The 24,870-nt window shown below is 70.6% G+C and carries 24 protein-coding genes; 5 read left to right on the forward strand and 19 right to left on the reverse strand.

Translation table 11 applies throughout. The annotated features are described in order from the left end of the window. Positions 1-37: 37 nt before the first annotated feature. Entirely contained in the window at positions 38-724 is a 687-nt protein-coding gene (locus tag ASE20_RS00305; protein ID WP_225868964.1) for an ion channel, read from the forward strand. Here ASE20_RS00305 and ASE20_RS00310 read toward each other — a convergent pair. The 18 genes from ASE20_RS00310 to ASE20_RS00395 form a co-directional block, all read right to left on the reverse strand. Further along, on the reverse strand, positions 705-2,030 hold the full coding sequence (locus ASE20_RS00310; RefSeq protein WP_056892550.1) for an MFS transporter: 1,326 nt from the start codon (positions 2,028-2,030) through the stop codon (positions 705-707). The two genes, ASE20_RS00305 and ASE20_RS00310, sit on opposite strands and share 20 nt — an antisense overlap. A gap of 353 nt (positions 2,031-2,383) precedes the next feature. Next, positions 2,384-4,513, reverse strand: a complete 2,130-nt coding sequence (uvrB, locus tag ASE20_RS00315) for an excinuclease ABC subunit UvrB (protein ID WP_056892551.1) — start codon at positions 4,511-4,513, stop codon at positions 2,384-2,386. A gap of 51 nt (positions 4,514-4,564) precedes the next feature. Next, entirely contained in the window at positions 4,565-5,836 is a 1,272-nt protein-coding gene (locus ASE20_RS24920; protein ID WP_056892552.1) for a hypothetical protein, read from the reverse strand. 152 nt (positions 5,837-5,988) lie between these two features. Further along, complete coding sequence (locus ASE20_RS00325; RefSeq protein ID WP_056892553.1) at positions 5,989-6,549, reverse strand: carboxymuconolactone decarboxylase family protein; 561 nt, start codon at positions 6,547-6,549, stop codon at positions 5,989-5,991. Further along, positions 6,546-7,433, reverse strand: coding sequence for an SDR family oxidoreductase (locus tag ASE20_RS00330; RefSeq protein ID WP_056892554.1), 888 nt, complete (start codon positions 7,431-7,433; stop codon positions 6,546-6,548). Before ASE20_RS00330 ends, ASE20_RS00325 begins: the two co-directional genes overlap by 4 nt. A gap of 11 nt (positions 7,434-7,444) precedes the next feature. Beyond that, positions 7,445-8,044 carry a TetR/AcrR family transcriptional regulator gene (locus ASE20_RS00335; protein WP_056892555.1) on the reverse strand — a complete coding sequence of 200 codons (600 nt, stop codon included), beginning with the start codon at positions 8,042-8,044 and terminating at the stop codon, positions 7,445-7,447. Positions 8,045-8,117: 73 nt separating this feature from the next. Then, entirely contained in the window at positions 8,118-9,380 is a 1,263-nt protein-coding gene (locus tag ASE20_RS00340) for a phospholipase D-like domain-containing protein (protein ID WP_225868963.1), read from the reverse strand. A gap of 30 nt (positions 9,381-9,410) precedes the next feature. Next, positions 9,411-9,935: a hypothetical protein gene (locus ASE20_RS00345; protein WP_157538346.1), complete on the reverse strand. Its 525-nt coding sequence runs from the start codon at positions 9,933-9,935 to the stop codon at positions 9,411-9,413. Between the two features lie 10 nt (positions 9,936-9,945). Then, positions 9,946-11,031 carry an MCE family protein gene (locus tag ASE20_RS00350; protein WP_056892557.1) on the reverse strand — a complete coding sequence of 362 codons (1,086 nt, stop codon included), beginning with the start codon at positions 11,029-11,031 and terminating at the stop codon, positions 9,946-9,948. Position 11,032: 1 nt separating this feature from the next. After that, positions 11,033-12,262 (reverse strand): MCE family protein, encoded by a 1,230-nt coding sequence (locus ASE20_RS00355; RefSeq protein ID WP_162260975.1) that lies wholly within the window; start codon positions 12,260-12,262, stop codon positions 11,033-11,035. Between the two features lie 8 nt (positions 12,263-12,270). Beyond that, positions 12,271-13,302 (reverse strand): MCE family protein, encoded by a 1,032-nt coding sequence (locus tag ASE20_RS00360; RefSeq protein ID WP_056892559.1) that lies wholly within the window; start codon positions 13,300-13,302, stop codon positions 12,271-12,273. Continuing rightward, entirely contained in the window at positions 13,302-14,279 is a 978-nt protein-coding gene (locus tag ASE20_RS00365) for an MCE family protein (RefSeq protein WP_082612023.1), read from the reverse strand. The genes ASE20_RS00360 and ASE20_RS00365 overlap by 1 nt, the downstream gene beginning before the upstream one ends. Next, positions 14,276-15,292: an MCE family protein gene (locus tag ASE20_RS00370; RefSeq protein WP_056892561.1), complete on the reverse strand. Its 1,017-nt coding sequence runs from the start codon at positions 15,290-15,292 to the stop codon at positions 14,276-14,278. Before ASE20_RS00370 ends, ASE20_RS00365 begins: the two co-directional genes overlap by 4 nt. Further along, positions 15,289-16,347: an MCE family protein gene (locus tag ASE20_RS00375; protein WP_056892562.1), complete on the reverse strand. Its 1,059-nt coding sequence runs from the start codon at positions 16,345-16,347 to the stop codon at positions 15,289-15,291. Before ASE20_RS00375 ends, ASE20_RS00370 begins: the two co-directional genes overlap by 4 nt. 9 nt (positions 16,348-16,356) lie before the next feature. Beyond that, on the reverse strand, positions 16,357-17,226 hold the full coding sequence (locus ASE20_RS00380) for an MlaE family ABC transporter permease (RefSeq protein ID WP_225868962.1): 870 nt from the start codon (positions 17,224-17,226) through the stop codon (positions 16,357-16,359). Continuing rightward, on the reverse strand, positions 17,226-18,050 hold the full coding sequence (locus ASE20_RS00385; RefSeq protein ID WP_082612024.1) for an MlaE family ABC transporter permease: 825 nt from the start codon (positions 18,048-18,050) through the stop codon (positions 17,226-17,228). The genes ASE20_RS00380 and ASE20_RS00385 overlap by 1 nt, the downstream gene beginning before the upstream one ends. Further along, on the reverse strand, positions 18,050-19,006 hold the full coding sequence (locus ASE20_RS00390) for an SCP2 sterol-binding domain-containing protein (RefSeq protein WP_082612025.1): 957 nt from the start codon (positions 19,004-19,006) through the stop codon (positions 18,050-18,052). Before ASE20_RS00390 ends, ASE20_RS00385 begins: the two co-directional genes overlap by 1 nt. Positions 19,007-19,087: 81 nt before the next feature. Further along, positions 19,088-20,056 carry a DNA-3-methyladenine glycosylase family protein gene (locus ASE20_RS00395; RefSeq protein ID WP_056892564.1) on the reverse strand — a complete coding sequence of 323 codons (969 nt, stop codon included), beginning with the start codon at positions 20,054-20,056 and terminating at the stop codon, positions 19,088-19,090. Between the two features lie 87 nt (positions 20,057-20,143). Between ASE20_RS00395 and ASE20_RS00400 the strand changes: the two genes are divergently transcribed. Genes ASE20_RS00400 through ASE20_RS00415 form a run of 4 tightly spaced genes read left to right on the forward strand, consistent with a single transcriptional unit; the run spans position 20,144 to position 23,431 of the window. Next, positions 20,144-20,752, forward strand: coding sequence for a TetR/AcrR family transcriptional regulator (locus ASE20_RS00400; protein ID WP_056892565.1), 609 nt, complete (start codon positions 20,144-20,146; stop codon positions 20,750-20,752). Between the two features lie 10 nt (positions 20,753-20,762). After that, entirely contained in the window at positions 20,763-22,289 is a 1,527-nt protein-coding gene (locus ASE20_RS00405) for an ATP-dependent DNA ligase (protein ID WP_056892566.1), read from the forward strand. A gap of 50 nt (positions 22,290-22,339) precedes the next feature. After that, complete coding sequence (locus ASE20_RS00410; RefSeq protein WP_056892567.1) at positions 22,340-22,678, forward strand: hypothetical protein; 339 nt, start codon at positions 22,340-22,342, stop codon at positions 22,676-22,678. Between the two features lie 54 nt (positions 22,679-22,732). Beyond that, complete coding sequence (locus ASE20_RS00415) at positions 22,733-23,431, forward strand: TetR/AcrR family transcriptional regulator (RefSeq protein ID WP_056892568.1); 699 nt, start codon at positions 22,733-22,735, stop codon at positions 23,429-23,431. Positions 23,432-23,507: 76 nt separating this feature from the next. Here the strand turns inward: ASE20_RS00415 and ASE20_RS00420 are convergent, their stop codons facing one another. Further along, positions 23,508-24,788, reverse strand: a complete 1,281-nt coding sequence (locus ASE20_RS00420) for an acetyl-CoA C-acetyltransferase (RefSeq protein WP_056892569.1) — start codon at positions 24,786-24,788, stop codon at positions 23,508-23,510. Positions 24,789-24,870: the final 82 nt, after the last annotated feature.

Below are 24,870 nucleotides of genomic sequence, written 5' to 3' on the forward strand. Positions count from 1 at the left end.
CCGGCTTTCCCGGGCGCGGCCTGCATAGGATCGCCCCGTGCCGCCGTCCCCGTCCCGCCTTCCGGAACCCCTGCGGGCGATCGGGAGCCACCCGTCCGCGGTCCTGCTCGGCGCCCAGCTGGTCCTGGTGCTGGCCTACCCCGCGTTGCAGGAGTCGACGGTCGGCCGGGCGTTCGCGGGCGTCGCGCAGATGGTGGTCGTGCTGAGCGCGGTGTGGGCCGTGCGTCGTACCGAGGTGCTGACCTGGGTCGCGCTCCTGCTCGGCGCGCCGGCGGTCGTGCTGGCCGTGGCCGAGGCGGTGCAGCCCGAGGTCGGCTGGGTCGTGGTCGTCTCAGCGGCCTTCCACGTGCCCTTCTACTTCTTCGTCTCCTACGCCCTGATCCGCTACCTCTTCCACGACGAGAAGGTCACCCGCGACGAGCTCTTCGCCACCGGCGCCGCCTTCACGGTGGTCGCGTGGGGCTTCGCCTACCTGTACGCCGCCGCGCAGGTCGTGTGGCCCGGGTCCTTCGTGGGCTGGTCCAGCCCCGACGGCAGCGCGGACCTCCCGTGGTTCGAGCTGCTCTACCTGTCGTTCACCACGCTCACCAGCGTGGGCCTCTCCGACGTCTACCCGGTCCTCGCGCACGCCCGGTCGCTGGTCATGATCGAGCAGGTGGCCGGCGTGTTCTACGTGGCGCTGGTGGTCGCCCGCCTCGTGGGGCTCACGGCCCGCCGGGGCTGACCGGGTCGGGGCCGACCTCGACCATCGTGTTGCCGCCGGCCACCTGCTCGCGGGTGGTGAGCGAGCGGATCCGGCGCCGGTAGCGCAGGATCTGGATGCTGCCCAGCGCCCAGAGGACGTACTGGACGGCCATCGCCCAGCGGAAGGCCTCCGGGGTGTAGGAGCCGTCGCCGCCGGAGAGCGCGTCGAGCACGATGCCGACGCCCACGATGACCAGCAGCGAGGACGTGAACCCGCCGACGTTGATGATCCCGCTGGCGCTGGCCGAGCGGTGGTCGGGGTTGCTGGTGCGGGCGACGTCGAAGCCGACCATCGAGCCCGGTCCCCCGGCCCCGACCACGACGATCAGCACGACCAGCAGCCAGAGCGGGGCGTCGCCGGGCCACAGCAGCACCGCGGCCCAGACCGTCGCCATCGCCGCGACGATGGTGAGGCCGAGCGTCGAGCGGTGCCACGGGTGACGGCCGACCAGCCAGCCCATCAGCGGGCCGTAGGCCAGGTTGGTCAGGAACAGCACGGAGATCAGCGCGCCCGCCGTCGCCTCCGAGCGGTGCTCGGCGCTCACCAGGAACGGGAAGCCCCACAGCAGGCCCAGCAGCGCCGGGCTGAACGGGGTCGAGAAGTGGATCCACAGGCCGAGCCGGGTACCGGGCTGCTCCCAGGACGCGGCCAGGCTGCGTGCCAGGGCGCGAGCGGTCATCGGTACGCCGCGCAGGTGGGCCTGCGTCGGGCTGTCGTGGAGCACGAGGCGCAGCACGACGAGCATGACCAGGCCGGCGATCGCACCCGCCAGGTAGGACCGGGTCCAGCCGAGCTCGCCGAGCGCCCAGGTCATCGGCGCCGCGGCAGCCAGGGCGCCGAGCTGACCGAGGTTGCCGGTCAGCTGGCTGACCAGCGGGACCTGTCCGCGCGGGAACCACGACGTCACCAGGCGCAGCACGCAGATGAAGGTCATCGCATCGCCCACCCCGACCAGGGCGCGGGCGAGCAGCGCGGTCGGGTAGTCGTCGGCGAACGCGAAGGCCGCCTGCCCGGTGCTGACCACGGTGACCGCGACGGTCAGCACGGTGCGCGAGCCGAACCGGTCGACCATCAGCCCGACCGGGATCTGCATCGAGGCGTAGACGAGCAGCTGGAGCATCGTGAACGACGCGAGCTGGCTGGCCGAGATGTCGAAGCGCTCGGTCGCGGCCAGGCCGGCGACCGCGAGGCTGCTGCGGTGAAAGACCGCGAGGGCGTAGACGCCGAGCCCGACGGCCCAGACGGTGTAGCGCCGCCCGGGTGTCGACCCAGGCTCACCGCTCACGTCCGCAGGCTACTCCCGCGCCTCGTGGCGGGCCGACTTCGCGACGACGTGCGCCGGCTCACGCGCCGGTGGACACAGCCGCGGGTGCGCTCGCGCAGGGCGGGAGTTTTCTCGTCCAAGCGTGAGTTTCACCGGCCGGCCGGTGAATCTCCCCGGCCTGGACGACGAAACTCATGCTTGGACGACGAAGTTTCCTCGTCCAAGCATGAGTTTCACCGGCCGGCCGGTGAAACTCACGCCCAAGGAAAACGCCGCGAGCTCGCCTCACTTCGTCGCCTGCGCTCGCTGGCGCTCGCGCGCTCCCGCGTTCGTCGGGCGTGCCTCGAGCTCGTTCCTCGCTCGGCACGCCCTCCTCACTTGGTCGCTTCCATCATCTGGCGGAGCTCCTTCTTGAGCTCGCCGATCTCGTCGCGCAGGCGGGCGGCCAGCTCGAACTGCAGCTCGGCGGCGGCGCCCTTCATCTGGTCGGTCAGGTCCTGGATCAGCTGGGCCAGGTCGGCGCTCGGCATGCCGGCGAGCTCGGCGGCATGGCCGCCGATGTCGGTGGAGCGCAGCTGCGGGGTCGGCGACTTCTTCGCCTTCACGCCGCCTGCGCGACCCTTGATGCCGGCGTCGGCCCAGGTCTGGAGCAGCTCCTGGGTCGTCTCGTCCTCGCGGGCCAGCATCTCGGTGATGTCGGCGATCTTCTTGCGCAGCGGCTGCGGGTCGATGCCGTGGGCCTCGTTGTAGGCGACCTGCCGCGCGCGCCGGCGGTTGGTCTCGTCGATGGCCGACTCCATCGACGGGGTGATCTTGTCGGCGTACATGTGGACCTCGCCGGACACGTTGCGGGCCGCGCGACCGATGGTCTGGATCAGCGACTTGTCGGAGCGCAGGAAGCCCTCCTTGTCGGCGTCGAGGATCGCGACCAGCGACACCTCGGGCAAGTCGAGGCCCTCACGGAGCAGGTTGATGCCGACGAGGACGTCGTAGAGGCCGAGCCGGAGGTCGCGCAGCAGCTCGATGCGCTTGAGGGTGTCGACCTCGGAGTGGAGGTAGCGGGTGCGGATGCCCGCGTCGAGGAGGTAGTCGGTGAGGTCCTCGGACATCTTCTTGGTCAGCGTCGTGACCAGGACCCGCTCGTTCTTCTCCGCACGGGTGCGGATCTCGTGGATCAGGTCGTCGATCTGGCCCTTGGTCGGCTTCACGACGACCTCGGGGTCGACCAGACCGGTCGGACGGATGATCTGCTCGACCACGTCGCCCTGGACCTTGTCGAGCTCGTAGTCGCCCGGCGTCGCGGAGAGGTAGACGGTCTGGCCGATCCGCTCGAGGAACTCCTCCCAGCGCAGCGGCCGGTTGTCCATCGCGCTGGGCAGGCGGAAGCCGTGCTCGACGAGGTTGCGCTTGCGCGACATGTCGCCCTCGTACATGCCGCCGACCTGCGGGACCGCGACGTGCGACTCGTCGACGACGAGCACGAAGTCCTCGGGGAAGTAGTCGAGCAGCGTGTTGGGCGCGGTGCCGCGGCCGCGGCCGTCCATGTGCATCGAGTAGTTCTCGATGCCGGAGCAGGAGCCGACCTGGCGCATCATCTCGACGTCGTAGGTCGTGCGCATCCGCAGCCGCTGCGCCTCGAGCATCTTGCCCTGGCGCTCGAAGGTCGCGAGCTGCTCGGCGAGCTCGGCCTCGATGCCCCTGATCGCGCGCTCCATCCGCTCCGGGCCGGCGATGTAGTGGCTGGCCGGGAAGACGTAGAGCTCCTGGTCCTCGGTGAGCACCTCGCCGGTCACCGGGTGCAGCGTCATCAGCCGCTCGATCTCGTCGCCGAAGAACTCGATGCGCACCGCGAGCTCCTCGTAGACCGGGAAGATCTCGAGGGTGTCGCCGCGGACCCGGAAGGTGCCGCGGGTGAAGGCGAGGTCGTTGCGGGTGTACTGGATCTCGACGAGCCGGCGCAGCACGGAGTCGCGGTCGTGCTCCTCGCCGACGCGGAGCCGCACCATGCGGTCGACGTACTCCTGCGGGGTGCCGAGGCCGTAGATGCACGACACCGTCGACACCACGATCACGTCGCGGCGGGTGAGCAGGCTGTTGGTCGCCGAGTGGCGCAGCCGCTCCACCTCCTCGTTGATGGAGGAGTCCTTCTCGATGTAGGTGTCGGTCTGGGGGACGTAGGCCTCGGGCTGGTAGTAGTCGTAGTAGGAGACGAAGTACTCGACCGCGTTGCCCGGGAAGAGCTGGCGCAGCTCGTTGGCGAACTGCGCGGCCAGGGTCTTGTTGGGCTGCAGCACCAGCATCGGGCGCTGCACCTGCTCGGCCACCCAGGCCACGGTCGCGGTCTTGCCCGTGCCGGTCGCGCCGAGCAGGACGACGTCCTGGACGCCGTCGTTGAGACGCTTGGTGATCTCGGCGATCGCTGCCGGCTGGTCGCCGGACGGGGAGTAGTCGGACTGCACGTGGAAGGGCGCGACGCGACGCTCGAGATCGGTGACCGGACGCATGCCTGCAGCGTACGGCCGGCCACCGACAACGGCCCGGGCGACCGCCGGGGATCAGCAGCCCAGCAGTCCCCCGAGGAGCCCTCCGAGCAGGTCGCACAGCAGGCCCGACACCGCCGCGAGCGGGTTCAGAGGTACGACGAACGTCCCGCCGCTGACGCCGTTCAGCAGGCCGGTGATGGTCCCGGTGAGCGTGTCGAGCTGGCCGGCGCCCAGGTCGTCACCCCCGAGGATGCCCAGCAGCTGCGCCGGGTCGAGCGTGCTCGCACCGAGCCCGCCGACCTGGCCCGTGAGCTGCCCGAGGCCCACGACGTCGGCCTGCTCGAAGGCACCGAGCAACGTGGTCCGCACGTCGAGGGGCAGCGAGGACGCGCCCGGGAACAGCCCGTCGAGCAGGCTGGTGAACTCGCCGAGCGACAGGCCGGGGATCGCGCCGCCGTTTCCGGCGGCGGTCAACAGGCCGAGCAGCGTGCCCAGGACCTCGGTCGGGTCAGCGAGCAGCCCGCCGAGCAGGTCGGTGACCAGGTCGAGGACGTCCGCCGGGCCGGTGAGGCCGGTGCCGCCGAGGGTGCCCAGGATGCCGGTGACCGAGCCGACGAGCGCGGTGAGCTGCGCCGGGTCGAGGTCCCCGCTCCCGAGCAGCGCCAGCAGCTGGGCCGGGTCGAGGGCACTGCCGCCGAGGCCGCCGAGCAGGCCGGTCAGGGCCGCGAGGTCGAGGTCGTCCGCGCCGGTGAAGCCGCTCAGGATGCCGGTCAGCTCCGTCGGGTCGAGCGCACTGCCGACGCCGGGGTAGAGGCCGTTCAGCAGGCCGAGCAGCTGGGCCGGGTCGAGGCTCGGGACGCTGCCGCCGTTGCCCGCGGCCGTCAGCAGGCCGAGCAGGCTGCCGAGCGTGGAGGCCTTCGACGGCGTACCGGTGCCGCCACCCGTGCCACCGCCCGTGCCACCACCCGTGCCACCACCCGTGCCGCCGGTCCCGCCACCGCCGGGGGCGGCGCAGGCAGTGTCCCGGTGCGCTCGCGCGGTGCGGAGCGCGGTGACCGAGCGCCGGTGGGTCCGGGTCCGGGTGACGACGACCCGCTTGGCCTTGCGGACCTTCGCCGCACGGTGCGACTTCTTGGCCTTGACGAGCGCCTTGCGGGCGCTCGCGAGCGCGACCCGGGCCCGCGCCTCGGCGCGGACCGCGCGCGTGACCTGGTCCCTGGCGGCGGTGCACTCGGCGGTGTCGGCGACCCGTGCTCCGGCCGGTGACGCCGGTGCGACGCTGACGAGGCCGACGAGCAGGGCGACCACGCCCACACTCGTGATCAACCGTCGGACGATGTTCATGGGGTGTCCCTCCTGGACGCCGTGCTCCGGACCGCCACGCGCAGCAGCGGCCACGTCGACCCGACGACGCAGGAGGCGCATCGGCCGTCGGCCGGCGGAACCGAGCCGAACGGCCCGAACCGGGAGGGGGTCCCGGGTCAGGGAGTGGCTCCCTACCGCGGCCGGTCCGGCCGGACCCGCAGGGCGTGCAGCGCGGTGGCGAGCATCGCGTAGTGGCCGACGAGCATCAGGACCTCGATCCGCTCGCGGTCGTCGAAGTGCTCCCCGAGCTCGGCCCACAGCGGGTCGCCGAGGTCGTCGGTCGCGAGCAGCTCGTCGGTCGCCCGCAGCAGCAGCCGCTCGCGCGCGCTGAAGGTGCCCTCGGTCTCCCCCGCCTCGATGGCGGCCACCTCGTCCGCTGCCAGCCCGGCACGACGGGCCAGGCGCCGGTGCTGCGTCAGCTCGTACGACGACCCGCGGCGACTCGCGACCCGGACGATCACCAGCTCGGACTCCCGCCGCGACAGCCGGCCGCCCGGCATCAGCCGGCCCGCGAAGTGCAGCCAGCCCCAGAACAGCCGGCGGTGCCGGCCCAGCGTCAGGAACACCGCGGGCGGCTCGGTGCCCTGGACCCGTCCGGCGATGCGGGCGAAGCCGGCCACGAACGGACCCACGTCACGCCAGCCGCCCGGCTGGATCCGCGGCTCGCCGTGATCCTCGAGCGGCCCGCTCATGCCAGGTCCGAGCGCCGGGCCTGCTCCACGGCGGGGAGCACGCGGTTGGCGCCGTAGTTGAAGACGCGCATCGCGACGGCGTACCCGGGCGGGAACCAGCGCTGCAGCAGGTGGACCAGCCGGATGTCGGCCGAGGTGTAGACCCAGTACCGGTTGCGCAGCGCCCCCTTCCAGATCGCCTCGGCGGCCTGCTCCGGCGACACGGCGCGCTTCTGGAAGTGCCCGCGGGCACGGACGAAGGACCTGCTCTGCTGGTCGATGCCGGCGATCCGGATCGTCTCCACCAGGCCGGTGTCGACGCCGCCGGGGCAGACCAGGCTGACCCCGATCCGGTGCTTGCGCAGGTCGTAGCGCAGCACCTCCGAGACTCCGCGCAGGCCGAACTTGGTCGCACTGTAGGCGGCGTGCCACGGCATCGCGATGATCCCGGCGGCCGAGGAGATGTTGACCAGCTGGCCGCCGCGACCGGCGTCGATCATCGGCGGCAGCAGCTCCTCGATCACGTGGATCGGGCCCATCAGGTTCACGTCGACCAGGCGCTGCCAGTGCTCGGGCTCGAGGCTGCGGACCGTGCCCCACACCGCGATGCCGGCGACGTTGAGCACCACGTCCATGGGACCGGACCGCTCGGTCACCTGCCGCGCCAGCGCACGGACCTGCGCGTGGTCGGAGACATCGGCGGCCGCCGCGGTGGCCACCTGTCCCCCGCGCTCGCGGATGCCGGCGGCCACCTCGTCGAGCAGGTCGGCCTGCAGGTCGGTCAGGTGCAGCACGGCGCCGCGCTCGGCGGCGTACTCCGCGACGGCGCGGCCGATCCCGCTCGCGGCACCGGTCACGAAGACCTGCTTGCCGGCCAGGTCACGCACGGGGGCTCGGAACCACATGGGCACTCTCCTCAGGATTCGGGGAACAGCGACGCCGCGAGCGCCACGAGTCGGGGGTGGAGCGCGGCCAGGCCGGCCGCGTCGTCGAGGACGACCTGCGCGGTCACCAGCTGCACGATCGCCGCGAGCAGCGCCTCGCAGGCGAACCGGCCGCGGTCGTCGTGGGCCCCGAGCACCTCGGCGAGCACGACAGCGGCCTCTCGCTGGACCTCCAGCCGGCGGCGCATCACCTCGGGCCCGGCCGCCCAGGCCTCGACCAGGAACAGCCGGGACCGGCCGGGGTCGTCGGCGAGCGCGTCGAGGTAGCTCTCCAGCAGGTCGGCGAAGCGGTCCAGCGGGGTGCCGACGGCGGCCAGGCCCTCGGCGAAGCCGTCGCGCAGCACGTCGGTCGCCCACTCGTACGCCGCGAGGAAGCAGTCCTGCTTGGAGTCGAACTGCTGGTAGAAGGTCTCCCGCGAGACACCGGCCCGTCGGATGATCTCGGCGACCGGCGTGCCGACGTACCCGCGCTCGGCCATGGCCTGCGCCATGCCGTGGAAGATCCGCTCCCGCTGGACGGACTCCACCTCCGCACGGCTCAGGCCGTGGCGGCCGCGCGGCAGGGTCGACATCGCCGCGAGCGTTCCACGAACAACAGTGTTCGTCAACTGGGCACGACGGACCGCCGGCCGTCCGGCGCGCGTGTCAGAGCAGGGGGCGCAGCGGCGCGAGGACCAGCTCGGTGAACTTGCGGTGCATGTCCCGCGCCTCCCACTCCCCGCTGGTCAGCTCGAGGCAGTGCGACTGGTCGACCTCGAAGATCGCCTCGAGCTCCTTCGCGAAGGACTCGTCGATCACCTCGACGTTGATCTCGAAGTTGCCCTGCAGGCTGAGCCGGTCGATGTTGGCCGTGCCGACGGTCGACCAGGTGCCGTCGACCGTGGCGGTCTTCGCGTGCACCATCGCGTCGCGGTAGCGCAGGATCCGCACCCCGGAGTCGAGCAGCTGGCTGAAGTACCCGCGCGAGATCCAGTCGGCCACGATGTGGTTGGACTTCAACGGCAGCAGCAGCCGGACGTCGACGCCGCGGCGGGCCGCGTCCTTCACCGCGGCGATGAAGTCCTCGTCGGGAAGGAAGTAGGCCTGGGTCAGCCAGACGTTGCGGCTGGCCCGGTTGATCGCCTCGATGTACATCGCTCGGATCGGGAACATCCACAGCCGCGGCACGTTGCGCTGCACCCGCACCCGGGGCTCCCACGTCGACGCGGTCTCCAGCAGCAGCGGGCGCTCCGAGCCGCGCAACCGGCGGCGCCGGTTGAGGTTCCAGAAGTCGGCGAACGCGCGCTTGAGGTCCCAGACCGCCGGCCCGGTGATCCGCACGTGGGTGTCGCGCCACTCGGTCTCGTACGCCGACCCGATGTTGTAGCCGCCCACGAAGCCCACGTGGTCGTCGACCACCAGGATCTTGCGGTGGTCGCGGCCGTAGCGGCGCAGGTCGAAGAAGCGCCAGCCTGCGGTGTAGACCGGGTAGCGCAGCACCTTCACGCTGGACGGGAACCGCTGGAAGGCCGGTGAGACCACGAGGTTCGCGAAGGCGTCGTAGATGCAGTAGACCTCGACGCCGCGCTCGGCCGCCGCGATCAGCGCGCGCTTGAACCGCTCGCCGGTGGCATCGCCCTTCCAGATGTAGGTCTCGAAGAGGATCTGCCGCTCGGCCCCCTCGATCGCGGCCAGCATGTCGTCGTACAGGTCGCGACCGTAGGTGTAGGTCGTGACCTCGCCGTCGCCGACCTGCACCACCCGCGGGTCCCGGGTCGGGAACGGCTTGGGGCGCTTGCCGCGTCGCCGGTACGAGTCGACCAGTGACATCGCGATCGCGACGAGGAACGGGACGCCGACGAGCGTGAGCAGCGTACGGCGCAGCACGGTCCTCAGCCCGGCCAGCGGGTCAGGTTCGTGTTGCGCCACGGCGCCAATCTAGTGGGACGAGCGGGGCGTTCAGGAGTCGACCTGGTTCAGGAACGTCAGCGTGTCGACCTGCCAGTCACCGCTGTCCTCGTCGAGCTTCATCGTCAGGGTGATGCTCGACTCCTCGACGCTGACCTCGCCGGACGGGTCGGTGATCGCCTGGTCGACGAACGCCAGCACCTCGACCTGGGTCTCGTCGACGACGCGGCCCATCGCCTCGACGACTTGGCCCTTCGCCGACGTCTTGCTGGTCTCGATGGCCTTCTTGAGGTCGTCGACGCGTTCCTCGAACTGGCTGCGGACCTTCTCGTTCTGCAGCTCCTCGACCCAGCCGAAGTCGTGCTCGCCGGCCTTGTAGGAGTACGTCGTCACCTTCGCCACGAACGCCTTGGCCGCCGTGACGGCGTCCTCGTTGGCCTTCTTCTCCGCCTGGAGCGTGCGGATCTGGTCGCGGAGTCCCGCCTCGTCACTGCCGTTGTCACCGCAGGCGGTCAGCCCGAGGGACAGCACGAGCCCGAGACCTGCGACAACCGCACCGAATCGACGTCCCCTCACCCGCGTCACGCTACTTGACCGGGCCCGGCGCATGGGCGGCACCGCGCTGCAGCGTGCGGAACGACGCGGCACAGCGGCCGTTCTTCTGCAGCGAGCGACGCTCGTTGACCTTCGGGTCGAGACGCGTGGTGCCGTAGCTGCACCGCGGGTCCTTGTCGGCGATGATCTGGATCCGGAGCTCGCCGCCCTGGACCTTGGCGAGCACCGAGCGCAGGCCCGGGGCGTAGTTCTGCAGGAGCGCCCGCAGGTGCGGCTCGTAGGACTCGAAGATGTCGGTGAAGCTGACCCCGGTGGCCAGGAAGCCCGGCAGCACCTCGTTGGCGTCCTTGATCAGCTTGACCATCTCGTTGATCTGCCCGGGACCGCGCTTGAGCATCCGGCGCAGCTCCGGGTCGTAGGACCTGAGGAAGGCGGCGAACTTCTTCGACGACGTCGCGAGCTGGCGCAGGGAGTCGGCGTTGTCGGTCGCGATCGACAGCACCGACCCGGAGTTGCTGATCACGCGGTCCGTCTCCGGCCACACGGCGTCCAGCGTCTCCAGGATCGCGGTGCCCTGGTCGAGGATCGTGCCGAGGTCCTCACCCGTGCCCTTGAGACCCGTGCTGAGCTCGCTCAGGACGATCCGCAGCTTCTTGTCGTCGATCTGCCGCAGCACCTTGTTGACCGCGATGACGGTCGAGCTCAGGCTCTTCGGCAGGTCGGTCGACGTGGCGGGGACGGTGTCGCCCGACGCGAGGAAGGGGCCACCGGTCTTGGCAGGCTGGAAGTCGAGGTACTGCTCACCGACCGGCGACAGGCTGCGCACCTTGGCGAGCGAGTCCTTGGGGATGTCGGTGCCGGAGGTGATCGCCACCGTCGCGACGACGCCACTCTCCGCCGGCACGATCGAGCGGACCTTGCCGACCTTGATGCCGCGGTAGGTCACCGCGGAGCCCTCGAACAGGCCACCGGTCTGCGCGAGCTCGACCTTCACCTCGACCGGCCGCGACGTGAGCGGCTGGTCGAGGACGGCGGAGAACACGTAGGCGACCGCGAAGATCAGCACCAGGATGATGCCGATCAGGCTCAGGTAGAGCTTGTTGCCCAGGATCTTCATGTCAGCGTCCCCCTCCGAGCAGCCCACTCAGGAGCGCGTTGAGACCCAACGGGTCCGATCCGGTGTGCGAACCACCCGACCCGCTGGACGTGCCCGACGGCTTCGGCTTGCCCGACGTGGCGGGCTTGGTGGTCGTCGTACGACCGCCGAGGAGATTGCCCAGGCCCAGGTTGTCGAGCAGGCCGCCGATGCCGGCGGCGTTCGGGTCGAGACCGAGCAGCTTCAGGATCCCGCCGAGGGTGCCCTGCACCAGGCCGCCGGCGTCGATGCCGTCGAGGTGCAGCTCGAGCTTGATGTTGAGGTAGTCGGTGGCGATGATGTTGTCCGCCGCCGACGACGCCTTGATGATCCGCTGCAGCGAGGTGTCGAAGGTGCCGTTGTTCTTGGCGAACTCGGCGAGCACCGGCTCGATCTCCTTCAGCAGCGTGAGCAGCTGCGACCGCGTGGCGGTCACGGTCTCGTTGGCCGCTCCGGTGAACTTCTCGACCTCGGCGAGCAGCTCGGTGAACTGCGGGGTCTTCTCCCGCAGCACCTTCGCCGCCGGCGCGATCTCGCGGACCGCCCGGTTGATCGTGTCCTTGCGCGAGTTGAGCGTCTTGGACAGCGAGTTCAGCGAGGTCAGCACCGCGTCGATGCTCTGGCTGGTCGAGTTGGCCTGGGTCAGGAAGACCGAGGCGCGGTCGAGCAGGGTGCGGTAGTCGCCCTCGTTGCCGTTGAGCGCGGTGTTGAGCTCCTCGGTCACCGTCTGCAGCTGCTCGAGGCCACCACCGTTGATGAGCAGCGAGGCCTGGGCCAGGGCGTCCTCGACCGTCGGCGCGGTCTCGGTGTCCTTGAGCTCCAGCGTGGCGTTGTCGCCCAGCAGGTTGCCCGTGGCCGGGTTCGTCACGTCGACGAAGAGCTCACCGAGCGGCGTGGTGTAGCGCAGCCGCGCGTGGGCGCCCTCGTGCAGCTCCGCGTCCGACTTGAGGGTCAGCGTCGCCTCGGCGATGAAGTCGTCGACCGTGACGTCCTTGACCTTGCCCATGTCGACGCCGTTGACCTTCACCGGGGCGCCGATGGCGAGGTTCAGGGCCTCGTCGAACTGGGCCTTCACCTCGATCGTGTCGCCCGAGACGCCGGTGCCGGGGATCGGCAGGTCACGCATCGTCGTGCCGCAGGCCGACGTGGCGCCGACCCCGAGGGCCAGTACGCCGACCAGCGCAGCGCGTGCGGTCGTCGTTCGCATCGTCATCGTCCGCATCACTGTCCGATCTGGCTTCCGTCGATGAGGTCGCACAGGTTCAGCGGCAGGCTCGCGCACACCGTCTGCAGCACCCCACCCAGCGGGTCGAGGATGAGCGGGTCGATCCGCACCGGGAGCCGGTCGCCCTTGATCATCTTCAGGTTCTCCAGGGCCAGGGGCATCACGCGCAGGACTTCCTCGAGGCGGTCCTGCTTCGACAGCAGGGTCTTCATCAGGCGCGACGTGCCGTTGACGTTGTCGACGATCATCTGCCGGTTGTCGACCGCGAACTCGGCGACCTCCGTGACCGCGGAGTCGAGCGAGCGCAGCGCCGAGCGGAAGTTCTCCCGCTCGTCGGCCAGCTGCTTGGAGGCCCGCGACACCTGCTGGATGAAGGTCCGCGCCGTCGACTCGTTGGACGCGATCGTCGTCAGGAGCACGTCGAGCGACTTGAGCGTGGCGGCCACGTCCTCGCGCTGCGAGGCGATGCCGTCGACACCGTCCGCCAGCGAGTGGATCGTCTGGTTCAGCAGCGGCCCGCGGCCCTGCAGGGCCTTGGTGCCGGCATCGATGAACCGCTGGACGGCCTGGGTCGTCTCCTTGTTGCCGCCGATGCCGGTGGCGAACTCGTTGAGCGAGGACAGGACCTGGTCGAAGTCGACCGGGGTCTGCGTCTTGTCGATCGGGATGGTCGTCCCGTCGGCCATCTTCTCGCCCTTGCGGTAGACCGGGGTCAGCTCGACGTAGCGGTCCGTGGCGACCGACCGGGCGACCACGACCGCCCCGGCGTCGGCCGGGATCGGCTGGTCGCTGTCGACCTCCATCGTCACCAGGACCTTGTCGCCCGCGGGCTCGATCGCGGTGATCTCGCCGACGGTCACGCCCAGGACCCCCACGTCGTTGCCGACGAAGAGACCTGCGGAGTCCGCCAGGTAGGCCTTGACCGTCATCTTGCCGCCACCGGTGACCGAGCTGCACCCGGAGGTGAGCAGGACGGCGACGACGGCGACGAGCGCCCCGACGGCACGGAGAGTGTGCTTGGTACGCATCAGCAGGCCCCCTGCAGCTTGCAGGTCGTGTCGTCGCCGGGGATGGCCGGCGGCTTCAGGTAGAGCGGGAGGAACGGACCGCTGCCGGTGGCGTTGGCGACGTACCGGACGGCGGGCGCCATGTTCTCCAGCAGCGTGGTCAGCTTCACGTCCTGGCTGTTGAGCGTTGCCAGGACCGCCTTGATGTCCTTGAGCGCCGGCTGGAGCTTGCCGTCGGTCGACTTCACGACCGCGGTGATCGCCCGGGACAGCTCGGTCGTCTCGACCAGCAGCCGGTGGATGGCTTCCCTACGGGCGGTGATCTCGCTGATCACGAGGTTCGCCTGCTTCATCAGCCCGACGATGTCCTGGCTGCTGTCGGAGAGCTGGTCGGTCACCTTGCGGGTCGACTCGAGCAGGTCGCCGACCTGGCCCGAGCGCTTCGAGATCACCTCGGACAGCCGGGCGACGCCCTCGAGCGCCGGGCCGATCTCGTCCTGGCTCGCGCCGAGCGTGCCGGCCATGGACGTGAGCGCCTTGGCCAGCAGCTCGGGGTCGAGCTCGTCGAGGGCGTCGGAGCCCTCCTCGATGACGTCCTGCAGGTTGTAGGGCACGTCGGTGCGGTCGAGCGGGATCTGCTCGCCGGCCAGGCTGCCCGACCCCTTGGGGTCGACCTCGAGGTAGTGGCTGCCGAGCAGCGTCGCGACCTTGACGGTCGCCGTGCTGCGGTCGCCCAGGTCGATGCCCGAGTCGAGGGCGAAGGTGACCAGCACGTGGTCGTCCTCCAGCTCGATCCCGGTCACCTTGCCGGAGTTCACGCCGTGGACCTGGACGTCCTCGCCCTTGCGCAGGCCGGCCGTGTGCTCCAGCACCGCGGTGTAGGTCTTCGTGCCGAAGTTGGCGACGCTGAGCACCACCACGCCGGCGCCGATCAGGCCGATCACGATCAGGGTGATGATGCCGATCCGCAGCGGATCGCGCTCGTTCATGGGCTTCATCGGCACACCTGTCGCCACGGGCCGTTGTTGCCGGCCGGATTGATGCCCTTGCTGTTCGCCCCGATGGCGATCGACAGGGAGCAGACGTAGACGTTGAGCGCGTTCTCGTACGACGTCGCGCGGCCCAGGGACTCGAACACCGTCGTGAAGGCGGGAACCGCGTCCTTGAGGTGGTTGCGCGAGCGGTAGAACATGTCGGCCACCGTGACCAGGCGGTCGGACGCCTTGATCAGGGGCACCTTGACCTCCCTGAGCAGGGAGCTCGTCGCACCGACCAGACGGCTGACGCCGTCGATCGAGGCGCCGATGGACTTGCGGTCCTTCGCGAGCCCGGTCATCAGGGCGCGCAGCTCCTGGACGGTGTTGGTCAGCTCGTCGCCCTGGCCCGCGAGGTTGTCGAGGACCGGCTTGAGGTTCGTCATGACCTCACCGATCACCCCGTCGCGATCCGCGAGGAAGTTGCTGAGCTCACCGGTCTGCGCGAGCAGCTGCTCGATCGTGCCGCCCTCCCCCTGGAGCACCTTGATCAGCGAGCTGGCCAGGGTGTTGACGTCGCCGGGCTGCAGCACCTTGAACAGCGGTCGGAAGCCGTTGAGCAGCTCGGTCAGGTCGAAGCCCGGGTCGGTCTGCGCCACGGGGACGTCGGCGCCGCCCGACAGCTCCTTGCCGCGCTGGGCCGGCTGGACCAAGCCGATGTAGCGCTGGCCGAGCAGGTTCTGGTAGCGCATCACGAGCTTGGTGTTGTCGAGCAGCGCCTGGTCGTCGACCAGCTCGATGGTGATCTGCGCGCCCTCGTCGGTGGCCTTGATGCCGGTGACCTGGCCGACGCGGACGCCGGCGGCCTTGACGTCGTCGCCCTTGCGGAGGCCACTCACGTCGGTGAACTGGGCCGTGAACTCGCGGGTGTCGCCGCTCACGCCGTTGTTCATCGTGTTGACCAACAGGATCATCAGCAACCCGCTCACGACGGCGAAGGCCGCGAACTTGATCGCGATGGTGCGAAGTCCGGTCATCGGCCACCTCCCAGGGAGGCGAAGCCGGCATCGCTCGTCCCGGCAGTGCGGAACTGCGGGCGCTGGCTGCTCTTGTAGTACGGCGGCACGCCGAGCTTGATCGTCCCGTCCGTGTTCACGAATCCCTCTCGGACGGCCTTCGGCAACGTGGTGCCGAGGGCGATGTTGATGGCCAGGGCGTCGGTGATGCCCGCGCGACGGTTGTCGTGCACCGCGTCGATCAGGACCGCCGAGCCGTTGATGAACTTCACCAGGTTGGCCTGGTTCCTCGCCAGGAACCCGCTGCCCGTGCGGGCCAGCGTCGTACCACCGCTCAGCAGGGCCGTGATCGCGGCCTCCTGGGTCACGATCGTGTTCATCGCGACCAGCGCGTCGTCGGTCGCGTCGAGCAGGTCGGGCGCGATCTCGTCGACGAGGCGGGTGGTCTGCGCCAGCTGCTGCAGGTCGGAGCGAACCTGGGGCATGCGCGGGTTGAGCCGGTCGAGGTAGGAGTTCAGCGTCCGGACCGTCTGGCCGATCTGGTTGCCGCGGCCGTCGAGGGCCTCGGCCGCCGAGCCGATGGCCGAGGCGAGCTCCGCCGGGCCGAGGGCCTTGGTCAGCCGGTCGATGTCGTCGAGCGCCTGCTGGAGCTCCAGCGTGCCCTGCGAGGAGTCCGCCTTCACGCTGTCGCCGGCCTTGAGCTCACCGGTCGGCGCACCGTGGACGACGAGGTCCACGAAGGTCGTGCCGAACACCGTGGCCGGGAGGATCCGGGCGACGACGTTGGCGGGGACCGCCTTCAGGTCCTCCTTCGACATCGCCATGTCGACCGTGACGCCGTCGCCGTTGTCGGCGCGGCGGACCTCGTGGACCTTGCCCACGATGACGCCGTTCATCTTGACGTCGGAGCCGGAGCGGAGCGAGCCGCCGGCGTTGGCGACGTCGGCCGTGACGTGCGGCTGGGAGCCGAAGGTCCCGTTGGTGCGCAGCGTGACGAACGTGCCGATGACCAGCAGGGCTACCAGGGTGATCAGCCCGCGTCGAGCGAGCTGGTTGCGAGAGATTACGCGTGCCATGTGGTCACCTCACCCCGAGATCCGGAAGCCAGGGTCGCCGCCCCAGAACAACAGGGTGAGGACCATGTCGAGCACGACGATGGAGACGATCGAGGCACGGATGCCGGTGCCGGTGGCCTCGCCGACGGCCTGGGGGCCACCTGAGACCCGCATGCCGTACCAGCTGTGGATCAGGGCCACCGTCAGGGCGAAGATCAGGATCTTGATGACCGAGAAGAGGATGTCCCTGCCCTGGATGAACGTCGAGAAGTAGTGGTCGTACTGACCGGGCGACTGCCCGAACAACAGGACGACCGAGGCCTGCGACGCGACGTACGAGCCGATCAGGCCGATCATGTAGAGCGGCAGGATCGCGACCATGCAGGCGATGACCCGCGTGGTCACGACGTAGCGCATCGCGCTGACCGCCATCACCTCGAGGGCGTCGACCTCCTCGTGGAGCTTCATCGAGCCGATCTGCGCGGTGAACCGGCACCCGACCTGCGCGCCGAGCGCGAGGGCGGCGATCAGTGGGGCGAGCTCACGGGTGTTGGCGCTGGCGGAGATGAAGCCGGTGAGCGGCGCGAGGCCGACGATCTCGAGGCCGTTGAAGCCCTCGATGCCGATCGACGTTCCGGCCGCCACCGAGAGCAGGATCATCACGCCGACCGTGCCGCCGCCGACGAGCAGCGCGCCGCTGCCCCAGGCGATGTCCTTGATCTGGCGCAGCGTCTCCTTGGGGTACATCGTCACCGTCGCGGGGACCTCACGGAAGACCTTGATCGCGAAGGTGACGAAGTCACCGAGCGTCGCGAGGCTCTTCATCACCCCGTCGGTGACGCCCACCAGTGCGTCGGAGAACCGGGCTCCGATGCCGCGTCCGAGCTGGACCTCTGACATCACGCACCTCCGGGGAAGAGCATCACGTAGGCCTGCGTCAGGCCGACGTTGATCACGGCCAGCAGGATCACGCTCAGGACGACGGCCTGGTTGACCGCGTCGGCGACACCCTTCGGGCCACCTCTCGCGGTGAGGCCCTTGTGGGCGGCGACGATCGTCGCGACGAACCCGAAGATGAAGGCCTTGAACTCGGCGAGGATGAAGTCGGCCGGCTGGGCCAGCCCGACGAAGGAGTCCATGTAGGTGCCGGAGGAGATCTGGCCCTGGCCGACGACGATCACGAAGGCGGTCGTCATCGCGGTCATCGCGACGATCACGGTGAGCAGCACGGACACGAGCAGCGCGGCGAGGATGCGCGGGGCGACCAGGCGCTGGATGGGCGAGATGCCCATGACCTTCAGCGCGTCGATCTCCTCACGCACCGTACGCGCGCCGAGGTCGGAGCAGATCGCCGACCCGACGGCACCGGCCACCATCAGCGAGGTCACGAGAGGCGCGCCCTGCCGGAGCACGCCGATGCCGTTGACCGCTCCGATGAAGGACTGGGCACCGATCTGGTTGGCCGCCGCCCCGATCTGGACCGAGGTGATGATGCCGAACGGGATCGAGACCAGGATCGTCGGCAGCAGCGCGACGCGGGTCATGAACCAGCACTGGATCAGGAACTCCGACCAGGAGAACCGGCGGGCCATGATGTCGGAGAAGCCCCACTGGATGGACTCCACCGCGAGCTTGACCAGCTCACCGGTCGTGACGACACCGGCCTTGAACCGGCCCGTCATGTTGTCGAAGAGGGAGCGACCGCTCGCCACCACGGCGCTCATCAGGCGACCGCCGTCGGGATGTCGAAGGCTGCGTTCAGCCGCAGTGCGGCAGTCTTGTCACCACGCACCTTCAGCTGGCCGCGCAGCACGCCGGACACCGCGCTGAGGTGCCCGGTCACCAGCCGCAGGAAGTCGGCCGCCTCGCAGGTCACGGTCGCATGGCGGTCCTGCCGGTCGACGGCATCAGCCGCCGCACCGGCGAGGACGGTCGCCTGACCGTCTCTGAGTCGGAGCACGTAACGGTCCACCTCTCCGTCGGGGCGCCCGGTCAACCTGAAGCCGACCGTGATCTGGACGCCTGCTGCCTTTCGGCCGTTCACGAAGGCCGGCATCCGCTCGAAGATCTCCTCGAGGATGACCGGCCTGAAGTCCGACGCCAGCACCGACCGCAGGTGGTCGGCGGGGACGCCGTGCAGGACCCGGGCGATGTCGACCGGGTCGATGTCGCGGGCGTCGACCGGCTGCCCCGTGACCGGGGCGGTGCCGTCGACGGCGAAGAGCGCGGCGAGGGCCAGCGCGGTGCTGCTCGTGCCGCTGAGGGCGAGCCGGCCACCGAGGTAGGCCACCGCCACGTCGAGCTGGCCGGCGACCAGCCGCAGCAGCTGGAGGTCGGAGCCGCGGACCACGACGTCCGTCGTACCGGTGCCGGGGGCGACGTCGACCGCGCCGTCGCGGAAGGTCAGCACGTGGCTCCCGCCCGCCCGCGTGGCGGACTCCCAGCGCACCCGGCAGTCCATGCCCGCGAGCTGGGCGGGCACGGCGAGGTCGGTGAGGCGGTGCAGCACGCCCTCCACGACGGACGATCCTCGCTGCGCGTCCTGCGTCAACGCAACGAGCTCGTCGTCGCTCGCGGCGCGGATCGCGTCGACCAGTGCGACGGCGTCGGCGTCGCGCAGGAAGGCGGCGACAACGGTCGGGGGAGCCTCCACGAGGGCAGCCCACGTCACCCTTGCCATGCCTCACCCCTGTCGTTCACCGCTGCCTGGGAGCCTGCGGATCCAGCCCGAACACCTGCCTGTTGCTCGGTGTAACAGATATCACGGGAATAGGTCACGCTGCAGATGATCTCGTGGCGCCATCCGTGGCCCGCGCCGCGGACGGTACAGCCCGGCGGCCCCCACGAGGAAGGGCACCCGACCCCGCTGACCGCGCCACGGCTCGAGGTACGACGCCAGCTGCGCGTCGTCGAACGGCTCCCCCGTCAGCGCCCAGCCCACGTCCTTGGCCACGTGGTAGTCGCCGAACGACACGGCGTCGGGGTCCCCGAACGCCCGCTGCCGCACCTCGGCGCTGGTCCAGACGCCCACGCCGGGCAGGCTCCTGAGCCGGCGCTCGGCCTCGTCTCCCGTGTCGGATCCGGTCTCGGATCCGGTCACAGCGGATCCGAGGGTGATCCGTTCGAGCGCGTCGGCGTGGCGCGCGGCCGTGACGACCGCCCGACTGCGGGCGGGGTCGATGTGCAGGCGGTGCCACTCCCACGACGGGATCGCGCGGAGCGTGGCGGCGTCGGGGGGCACCATCAGCCCGACCCGGGGACCGGGTCCCGGCGCGGGCTCGCCGTGGCGGCGTACCAGGGCACGGAAGCCGGCGAAGGCCTCCTGGCCGGTCACCTTCTGCTCGATGACGGCGGGCACGATCGCCTCCAGCACCCGGCCGGTGCGGCCCAGGCGCAGGTGCGGGTGCATCCGCCGGGCCTCGGCGAGCACGGGGTGCCGCGGGTCGAACCCGGACCAGTCGTCGAGGTCGCCGAGCAGCGCGGGCAGCTGGTCGAGCGCCCACGCCGCACCCGGACCCCAGGCCTCGGCGCGGATGACTCCGGCTCCGTCCTGGTCGGCGACGGCGAGCGCGACCGGGCCCTCCGGCGTGCGGCTGGCGCGCCAGTGGCGGCCCTCGACGTCGAAGCGGTGGGTGGGGTCTCCCCCGCCCCGGCGCTGCTGGCGCAGGATCGCCGTCACCGGGACCGGGCGGCCCGGCTGCCACAGGCGTTCGGCGTCCGGCGCTTTCATCTTGCGCAGCCTACGGGTCACCTTTGGACTAGGCTCTCTCGCGCAGGAACGAATCACTTTCACCGCCTCACGCTCCCGGAGGGGCAGTTGACCATCGACACCACGCGCGGACGGCGCGGCCGCCTCGACCAGGAGGCCGTGCTGCAGGCCGCCGAGGCCCTCGTCGACCGCGACGGGTACGACGCCCTGACCATGACCTCGCTCGCCGCCGAGCTCGAGGCCCGGGTCTCCTCGCTCTACAACCACGTCGCGAACCTCGAGGACCTGCGCGCGCTCGTCCAGGTCCGCGCCATGCGGATGCTCGGCGAGCACGTCCGCGCCGCCGCGATGGGCCACGCCGGCACCGACGGCCTGCGGGCACTGAGCCGCGAGCTGCGCACCTTCGCCCGTACCCACCCGCAGCGCTACGCCGCGCTCACCCGGCCCCCGATCGACCGCGAGGGCTTCTACGCCGCCGCGCTCGATGCGATCGAGGCGCTCGCCGTGATGGTCCGCTCCGCCGGCCTGCCCGAGGAGCGCCTGCTGCAGACGGCGATGGCCCTCTTCGCCTCCCTCCACGGTTTCGTGTCGCTCGAGGTCGCCGGCTACTTCGGCGACCTGTCCGGCACCAGCGCCGCCCTGCTCGACCTCGACGAGGTCTACGAGCAGGTGATCGACGGCGCGGTCAGCGCAGCGGTGCTCGAAGCGACGCTCTAGGCCTGACGTCATGTTGCTGAGGGAGCTGGTCGACACCTCCAGCGCCGTCGCCGGGACCCGCTCGCGCAAGGAGAAGGTGCAGCTGATCGCTGCGCTCCTGCTCGCCTGCTCCCCTGAGGAGCGCTCGCTCGTGGCCCACTACCTGAGCGGGCGGCTGCGCCAGCGTCGTACCGGACTCGGGTGGCGGTCGATGGCCACGCTGCCCTCCCCCGCCACCGAGGCGTCGCTGACGCCGCTGGAGGTCGACGCGGCCTTCGCCGCCATGGCCGCGTTGTCGGGGCCGGGCTCCGCGGGCGCGCGATCGTCGGCCGCGGAGGAGCTCTTCGGCCGCGCGACCGCCGCCGAGCAGGCCTGGCTGCGCGCGGTCGTCGTCGGCGAGGTGCGCCAGGGTGCGCTCGAAGCGGTGACCACGGAGGCGCTGGCGGTCGCGACCGGGATGCCGCTGGCCGTCGTACGACGGGCGGCGATGTTGGCGGGCGGCACGACCTACGTCGTCGACGCGGCCTTCGCCGGACGCGAGGCACTGGACGCCGTCGGACTCACCGTCGGGCGCCCCGTCCTGCCGATGCTCGCCTCCTCCGCCCCCGACGTCGCCGCAGCCGTCGCAAAGGCGGCAGGCCCCGACGGGGTCGTCGGCGTGGACGCCAAGCTCGACGGGATCCGGATCCAGGTGCACCGCGACGGCGACGAGGTCGTGGTCGCCACCCGCAGCCTCGATGACATCACCGACCGCCTCGCCGACGTGGTCGCCGTCGCGCGCTCCCTGCCCGTCTCCCGGGTCGTGCTCGACGGCGAGGCGATGACGCTCGCCGACGACGGCCGGCCACGGCCCTTCCAGGAGACCGCCTCCCGCACCGCTTCGGGCACCGGGTCCGGCGCCGGCTCGGTCGTCGTTCCCTACTTCTTCGACGTGCTCCACCTCGACGGCACCGACCTGATCGACCGGCCCGCCCACGAGCGCTGGGCGGCCCTCGAACGGATCGTCCCGCCGGCGTACCGGGTGCAGCGCTGGGTCGGCACCTCCCCCGCGGACGCCGAGGCCTTCACCGCCCAGTCCCTCGCCGACGGCCACGAGGGCGTCGTGGTCAAGGACGCCGGGGCGCCGTACGACGCCGGGCGCCGGGGCTCGGCCTGGGTCAAGGTGAAGCCCGTCCACACCCTCGACCTGGTCGTCCTCGCCGTCGAGCACGGCTCCGGGCGCCGTCGCGGCTGGCTCTCCAACATCCACCTCGGCGCCCGCGACCCCTCGTCGCCGACCGGGTTCGTGATGCTCGGCAAGACCTTCAAGGGGATGACCGACGAGATGCTCGCCTGGCAGACCTCGCGCTTCCGCGAGCTGGAGATGAGCGACGACGGTTGGGTCGTCACGCTCCGCCCGGAGCAGGTCGTCGAGATCGCGTTCGACGGACTGCAGCGGTCGACCCGCTACCCCGGTGGGCTGGCGCTGCGGTTCGCGCGGGTGGTGCGGTACCGCGACGACAAGGGTGCCGACGAGGCGGACACGATCGAGACCGTGCGCGCGCTCGCCGGCGGCTGAGTCACCCATTTTCCCTGACGAAGCGGAGCTTCGTCAGGGAGCATCGGAGTATGAGCCACACCCTTGGGACCACGACCACCGGACGACTGTCCACGTTCTGGCTGACGACGTGGATCACCGCGGCGAGCGTCGTCGTACAGCTCCTGGTGATCCTCGCCGTCGTGGGGAGCGTGGACAGCGCGAACCCGACGGTCCAGGGAGCCGCGCCCCAGGACTTCTGGCAGCCTCTCTGCTTCGCGGTGGCCGTACAGGTGGCTGTCACCGGGCTGCTGCTCGCGCTCTGGCGGCCGACACGGCAGGTCGGCCTGGGGATGATGTGGGGGACGTTGGGTGCGTTCGGTGCCTTCGTGGCATACGCGGCCTTCTCCCTCGCTGCGATGGGTTCCTGACCGACTCGTCACAGGTGTTGCAACTCCGAGTTTCACGAGCCGTACACTTCTCCCATGACGAACGCACCGGCGACTGACGGGCGCCGCAAGGCGGCCGCCGCGCGGCGACGCGCACGGCAGGCCGAGATCATCGCCGCGACGCGGGAGATCTTCGACTCCAAGGGCGTGCGGGACGTGCAGATCGAGGAGATCGCGACCGCGGTCGGGATCAACCGGGCGATCGTCTACCGGCACTTCACCGGCAAGGAGGAGCTGTTCGCGCTCACCCTGGTCGGCTACCTCGACGAGCTGCACGACGCCATGGCAGCGGCCGCGGCCGGCACCGACGTCCCGCGTGAGCAGCTGCGGTCGATCGTCGGCGCCTTCGTCGACTACGGCGTCGCGCACCCCGCATTCGTCGACTGCGCGCAGGCGTTGATGGTGCGGCCCGGCGACGAGCTCCTCGACGAGATCGCCGAGGGACCGCTGTTCCGGCTCGGCCGGGGCATCACGTCGTGCCTGACGGTCCTCTCCAGCACCCTCGCGGGCGGCGTCGAGAAGGGCGCGTTCGTGCTGAGCGACGACCCGGTGCTGCTCGCCAACGCGCTGTACGCCTCGGGTCTGGGTGCGTTGCAGCTGGCCCGCCTGGGCATCCTCGTCAGCGAGATCGCGCCGGGCATCCCGACGGTCGGCGAGATCTCGGCCGCACAGGTCCGCGACTACATGGTGAACTCGGCGCTCGCGCTGGTCACCGCGGACCTCGCCTCCGCCTGACATCGGTTCCGTACGACGAAGCGGCCCGCCCGGAGTGATCCGGGCGGGCCGCTTCGCGTTGAGCCGTGCGGGAGCCTCAGCGCTCCATGATCGCGACGACGCCCTGGCCGCCGGCCGCGCAGACCGAGATCAGCGCCCGGCCGCCACCGTTGGCCTTGAGCAGCTTGGCCGTGTTGGCCACGATCCGGCCACCGGTGGCCGAGAACGGGTGGCCCGCGGCGAGCGAGGAGCCCTTGACGTTGAGCTTGCTGCGGTCGATCGAGCCCAGCGGGGCGTCGAGGCCGAGGCGCTCCTTGCAGAACACCGGGCTCTCCCACGCGGCGAGGGTCGAGAGCACCTGCGAGGCGAAGGCCTCGTGGATCTCGTAGAAGTCGAAGTCCTGCAGGGTCAGGCCGTTGCGGGCCAGCATCCGCGGGACGGCGTACGCCGGCGCCATGAGCAGGCCCTCGGCACCGTTGACGAAGTCGACGGCGGCGACCTCGGAGTCGACGAAGTAGGCCAGCACCTCCAGGCCGTGCTCGGCGGCCCACTCCTCGGAGCCCAGCAGCACGGCGGACGCACCGTCGGTCAGCGGGGTCGAGTTGGCGGCGGTCATCGTGGCCGCCTCGCCCTTGCCGAAGACCGGCTTGAGCTTGGCGAGCTTCTCCAGCGAGGAGTCGCCGCGCAGGTTGTTGTCGCGCTCGAGGCCACGGAAGGGGGTGACCAGGTCGTCCTGCCACCCCTCGTCGTACGACGCCGCGAGGTTGTGGTGCGAGGTGACGGCCAGCTCGTCCTGGGCCTCGCGGGTGATCTGCCACTCGAGGGCGGTCAGCGCCTGGCTGTCGCCCATGGACAGGCCGGTGCGGGGCTCGCCGTTGGACGGGGCCGCGATGCCGATGTCGCCGGGGCGGATCGAGGCGAGGATCTTGAGGCGGTCGGCGGTGGTCTTGGCCGAGTTCACCTTGAGGAGCTTCTTGCGGAGCTTCTCGGAGATGGCGATCGGGGCGTCGGACGTGGTGTCGACGCCGCCGCCGATGCCGGAGTCGATCTGGCCGAGCTTGATCTTGTTGGCGATGTAGTTGATCGCCTGGAGGCCGGTACCGCAGGCCTGCTGCAGGTCGACACCGGCGGTCTCCGGCGCGAGGCGGGTGCTGAGGACCGACTCGCGGACCAGGTTGAAGTCGCGGCTGTGCTTCAGCACGGCGCCACCGGCGACCTCGCCGATGCGCTCGCCCTCGAGCCCGAAGCGGGCGACGAGCCCGTCCAGGGCGGCGGTGAACATCTCCTGGTTGGAGGCGGTGGCGTAGGCCCCGTTGGAGCGGGCGAACGGGATGCGGTTACCGCCGAGTACGGCGGCACGACGAACGGTCTCGGTCATGGATCAATCCTCACCTAGCCAAGCCCCCGGGAGAACCCTTTGAGGGCGAGATCACGAAATGTGGACTCAGAGTTACACATCT

The organism is Nocardioides sp. Root240, assembly GCF_001428825.1.
Classification (GTDB): Bacteria; Actinomycetota; Actinomycetes; order Propionibacteriales; family Nocardioidaceae; genus Nocardioides.

Bases quoted from the DNA above. Each gene is read 5' to 3' on its own strand.
- uvrB (WP_056892551.1), bottom strand. From the start codon at position 4,513: ATGCGTCCGGTCACCGATCTCGAGCGTCGCGTCGCGCCCTTCCACGTG.
- ASE20_RS24920 (WP_056892552.1), bottom strand. From the start codon at position 5,836: ATGAACATCGTCCGACGGTTGATCACGAGTGTGGGCGTGGTCGCCCTG.
- ASE20_RS00325 (WP_056892553.1), bottom strand. From the start codon at position 6,549: ATGAGCGGGCCGCTCGAGGATCACGGCGAGCCGCGGATCCAGCCGGGC.
- ASE20_RS00330 (WP_056892554.1), bottom strand. From the start codon at position 7,433: ATGTGGTTCCGAGCCCCCGTGCGTGACCTGGCCGGCAAGCAGGTCTTC.
- ASE20_RS00335 (WP_056892555.1), bottom strand. From the start codon at position 8,044: ATGTCGACCCTGCCGCGCGGCCGCCACGGCCTGAGCCGTGCGGAGGTG.
- ASE20_RS00350 (WP_056892557.1), bottom strand. From the start codon at position 11,031: ATGAAGATCCTGGGCAACAAGCTCTACCTGAGCCTGATCGGCATCATC.
- ASE20_RS00355 (WP_162260975.1), bottom strand. From the start codon at position 12,262: ATGACGATGCGAACGACGACCGCACGCGCTGCGCTGGTCGGCGTACTG.
- ASE20_RS00360 (WP_056892559.1), bottom strand. From the start codon at position 13,302: ATGCGTACCAAGCACACTCTCCGTGCCGTCGGGGCGCTCGTCGCCGTC.
- ASE20_RS00365 (WP_082612023.1), bottom strand. From the start codon at position 14,279: ATGAAGCCCATGAACGAGCGCGATCCGCTGCGGATCGGCATCATCACC.
- ASE20_RS00370 (WP_056892561.1), bottom strand. From the start codon at position 15,292: ATGACCGGACTTCGCACCATCGCGATCAAGTTCGCGGCCTTCGCCGTC.
- ASE20_RS00375 (WP_056892562.1), bottom strand. From the start codon at position 16,347: ATGGCACGCGTAATCTCTCGCAACCAGCTCGCTCGACGCGGGCTGATC.
- ASE20_RS00380 (WP_225868962.1), bottom strand. From the start codon at position 17,226: ATGTCAGAGGTCCAGCTCGGACGCGGCATCGGAGCCCGGTTCTCCGAC.
- ASE20_RS00385 (WP_082612024.1), bottom strand. From the start codon at position 18,050: ATGAGCGCCGTGGTGGCGAGCGGTCGCTCCCTCTTCGACAACATGACG.
- ASE20_RS00390 (WP_082612025.1), bottom strand. From the start codon at position 19,006: ATGGCAAGGGTGACGTGGGCTGCCCTCGTGGAGGCTCCCCCGACCGTT.
- ASE20_RS00395 (WP_056892564.1), bottom strand. From the start codon at position 20,056: ATGAAAGCGCCGGACGCCGAACGCCTGTGGCAGCCGGGCCGCCCGGTC.
- ASE20_RS00405 (WP_056892566.1), top strand. From the start codon at position 20,763: ATGTTGCTGAGGGAGCTGGTCGACACCTCCAGCGCCGTCGCCGGGACC.
- ASE20_RS00410 (WP_056892567.1), top strand. From the start codon at position 22,340: ATGAGCCACACCCTTGGGACCACGACCACCGGACGACTGTCCACGTTC.
- ASE20_RS00415 (WP_056892568.1), top strand. From the start codon at position 22,733: ATGACGAACGCACCGGCGACTGACGGGCGCCGCAAGGCGGCCGCCGCG.
- ASE20_RS00420 (WP_056892569.1), bottom strand. From the start codon at position 24,788: ATGACCGAGACCGTTCGTCGTGCCGCCGTACTCGGCGGTAACCGCATC.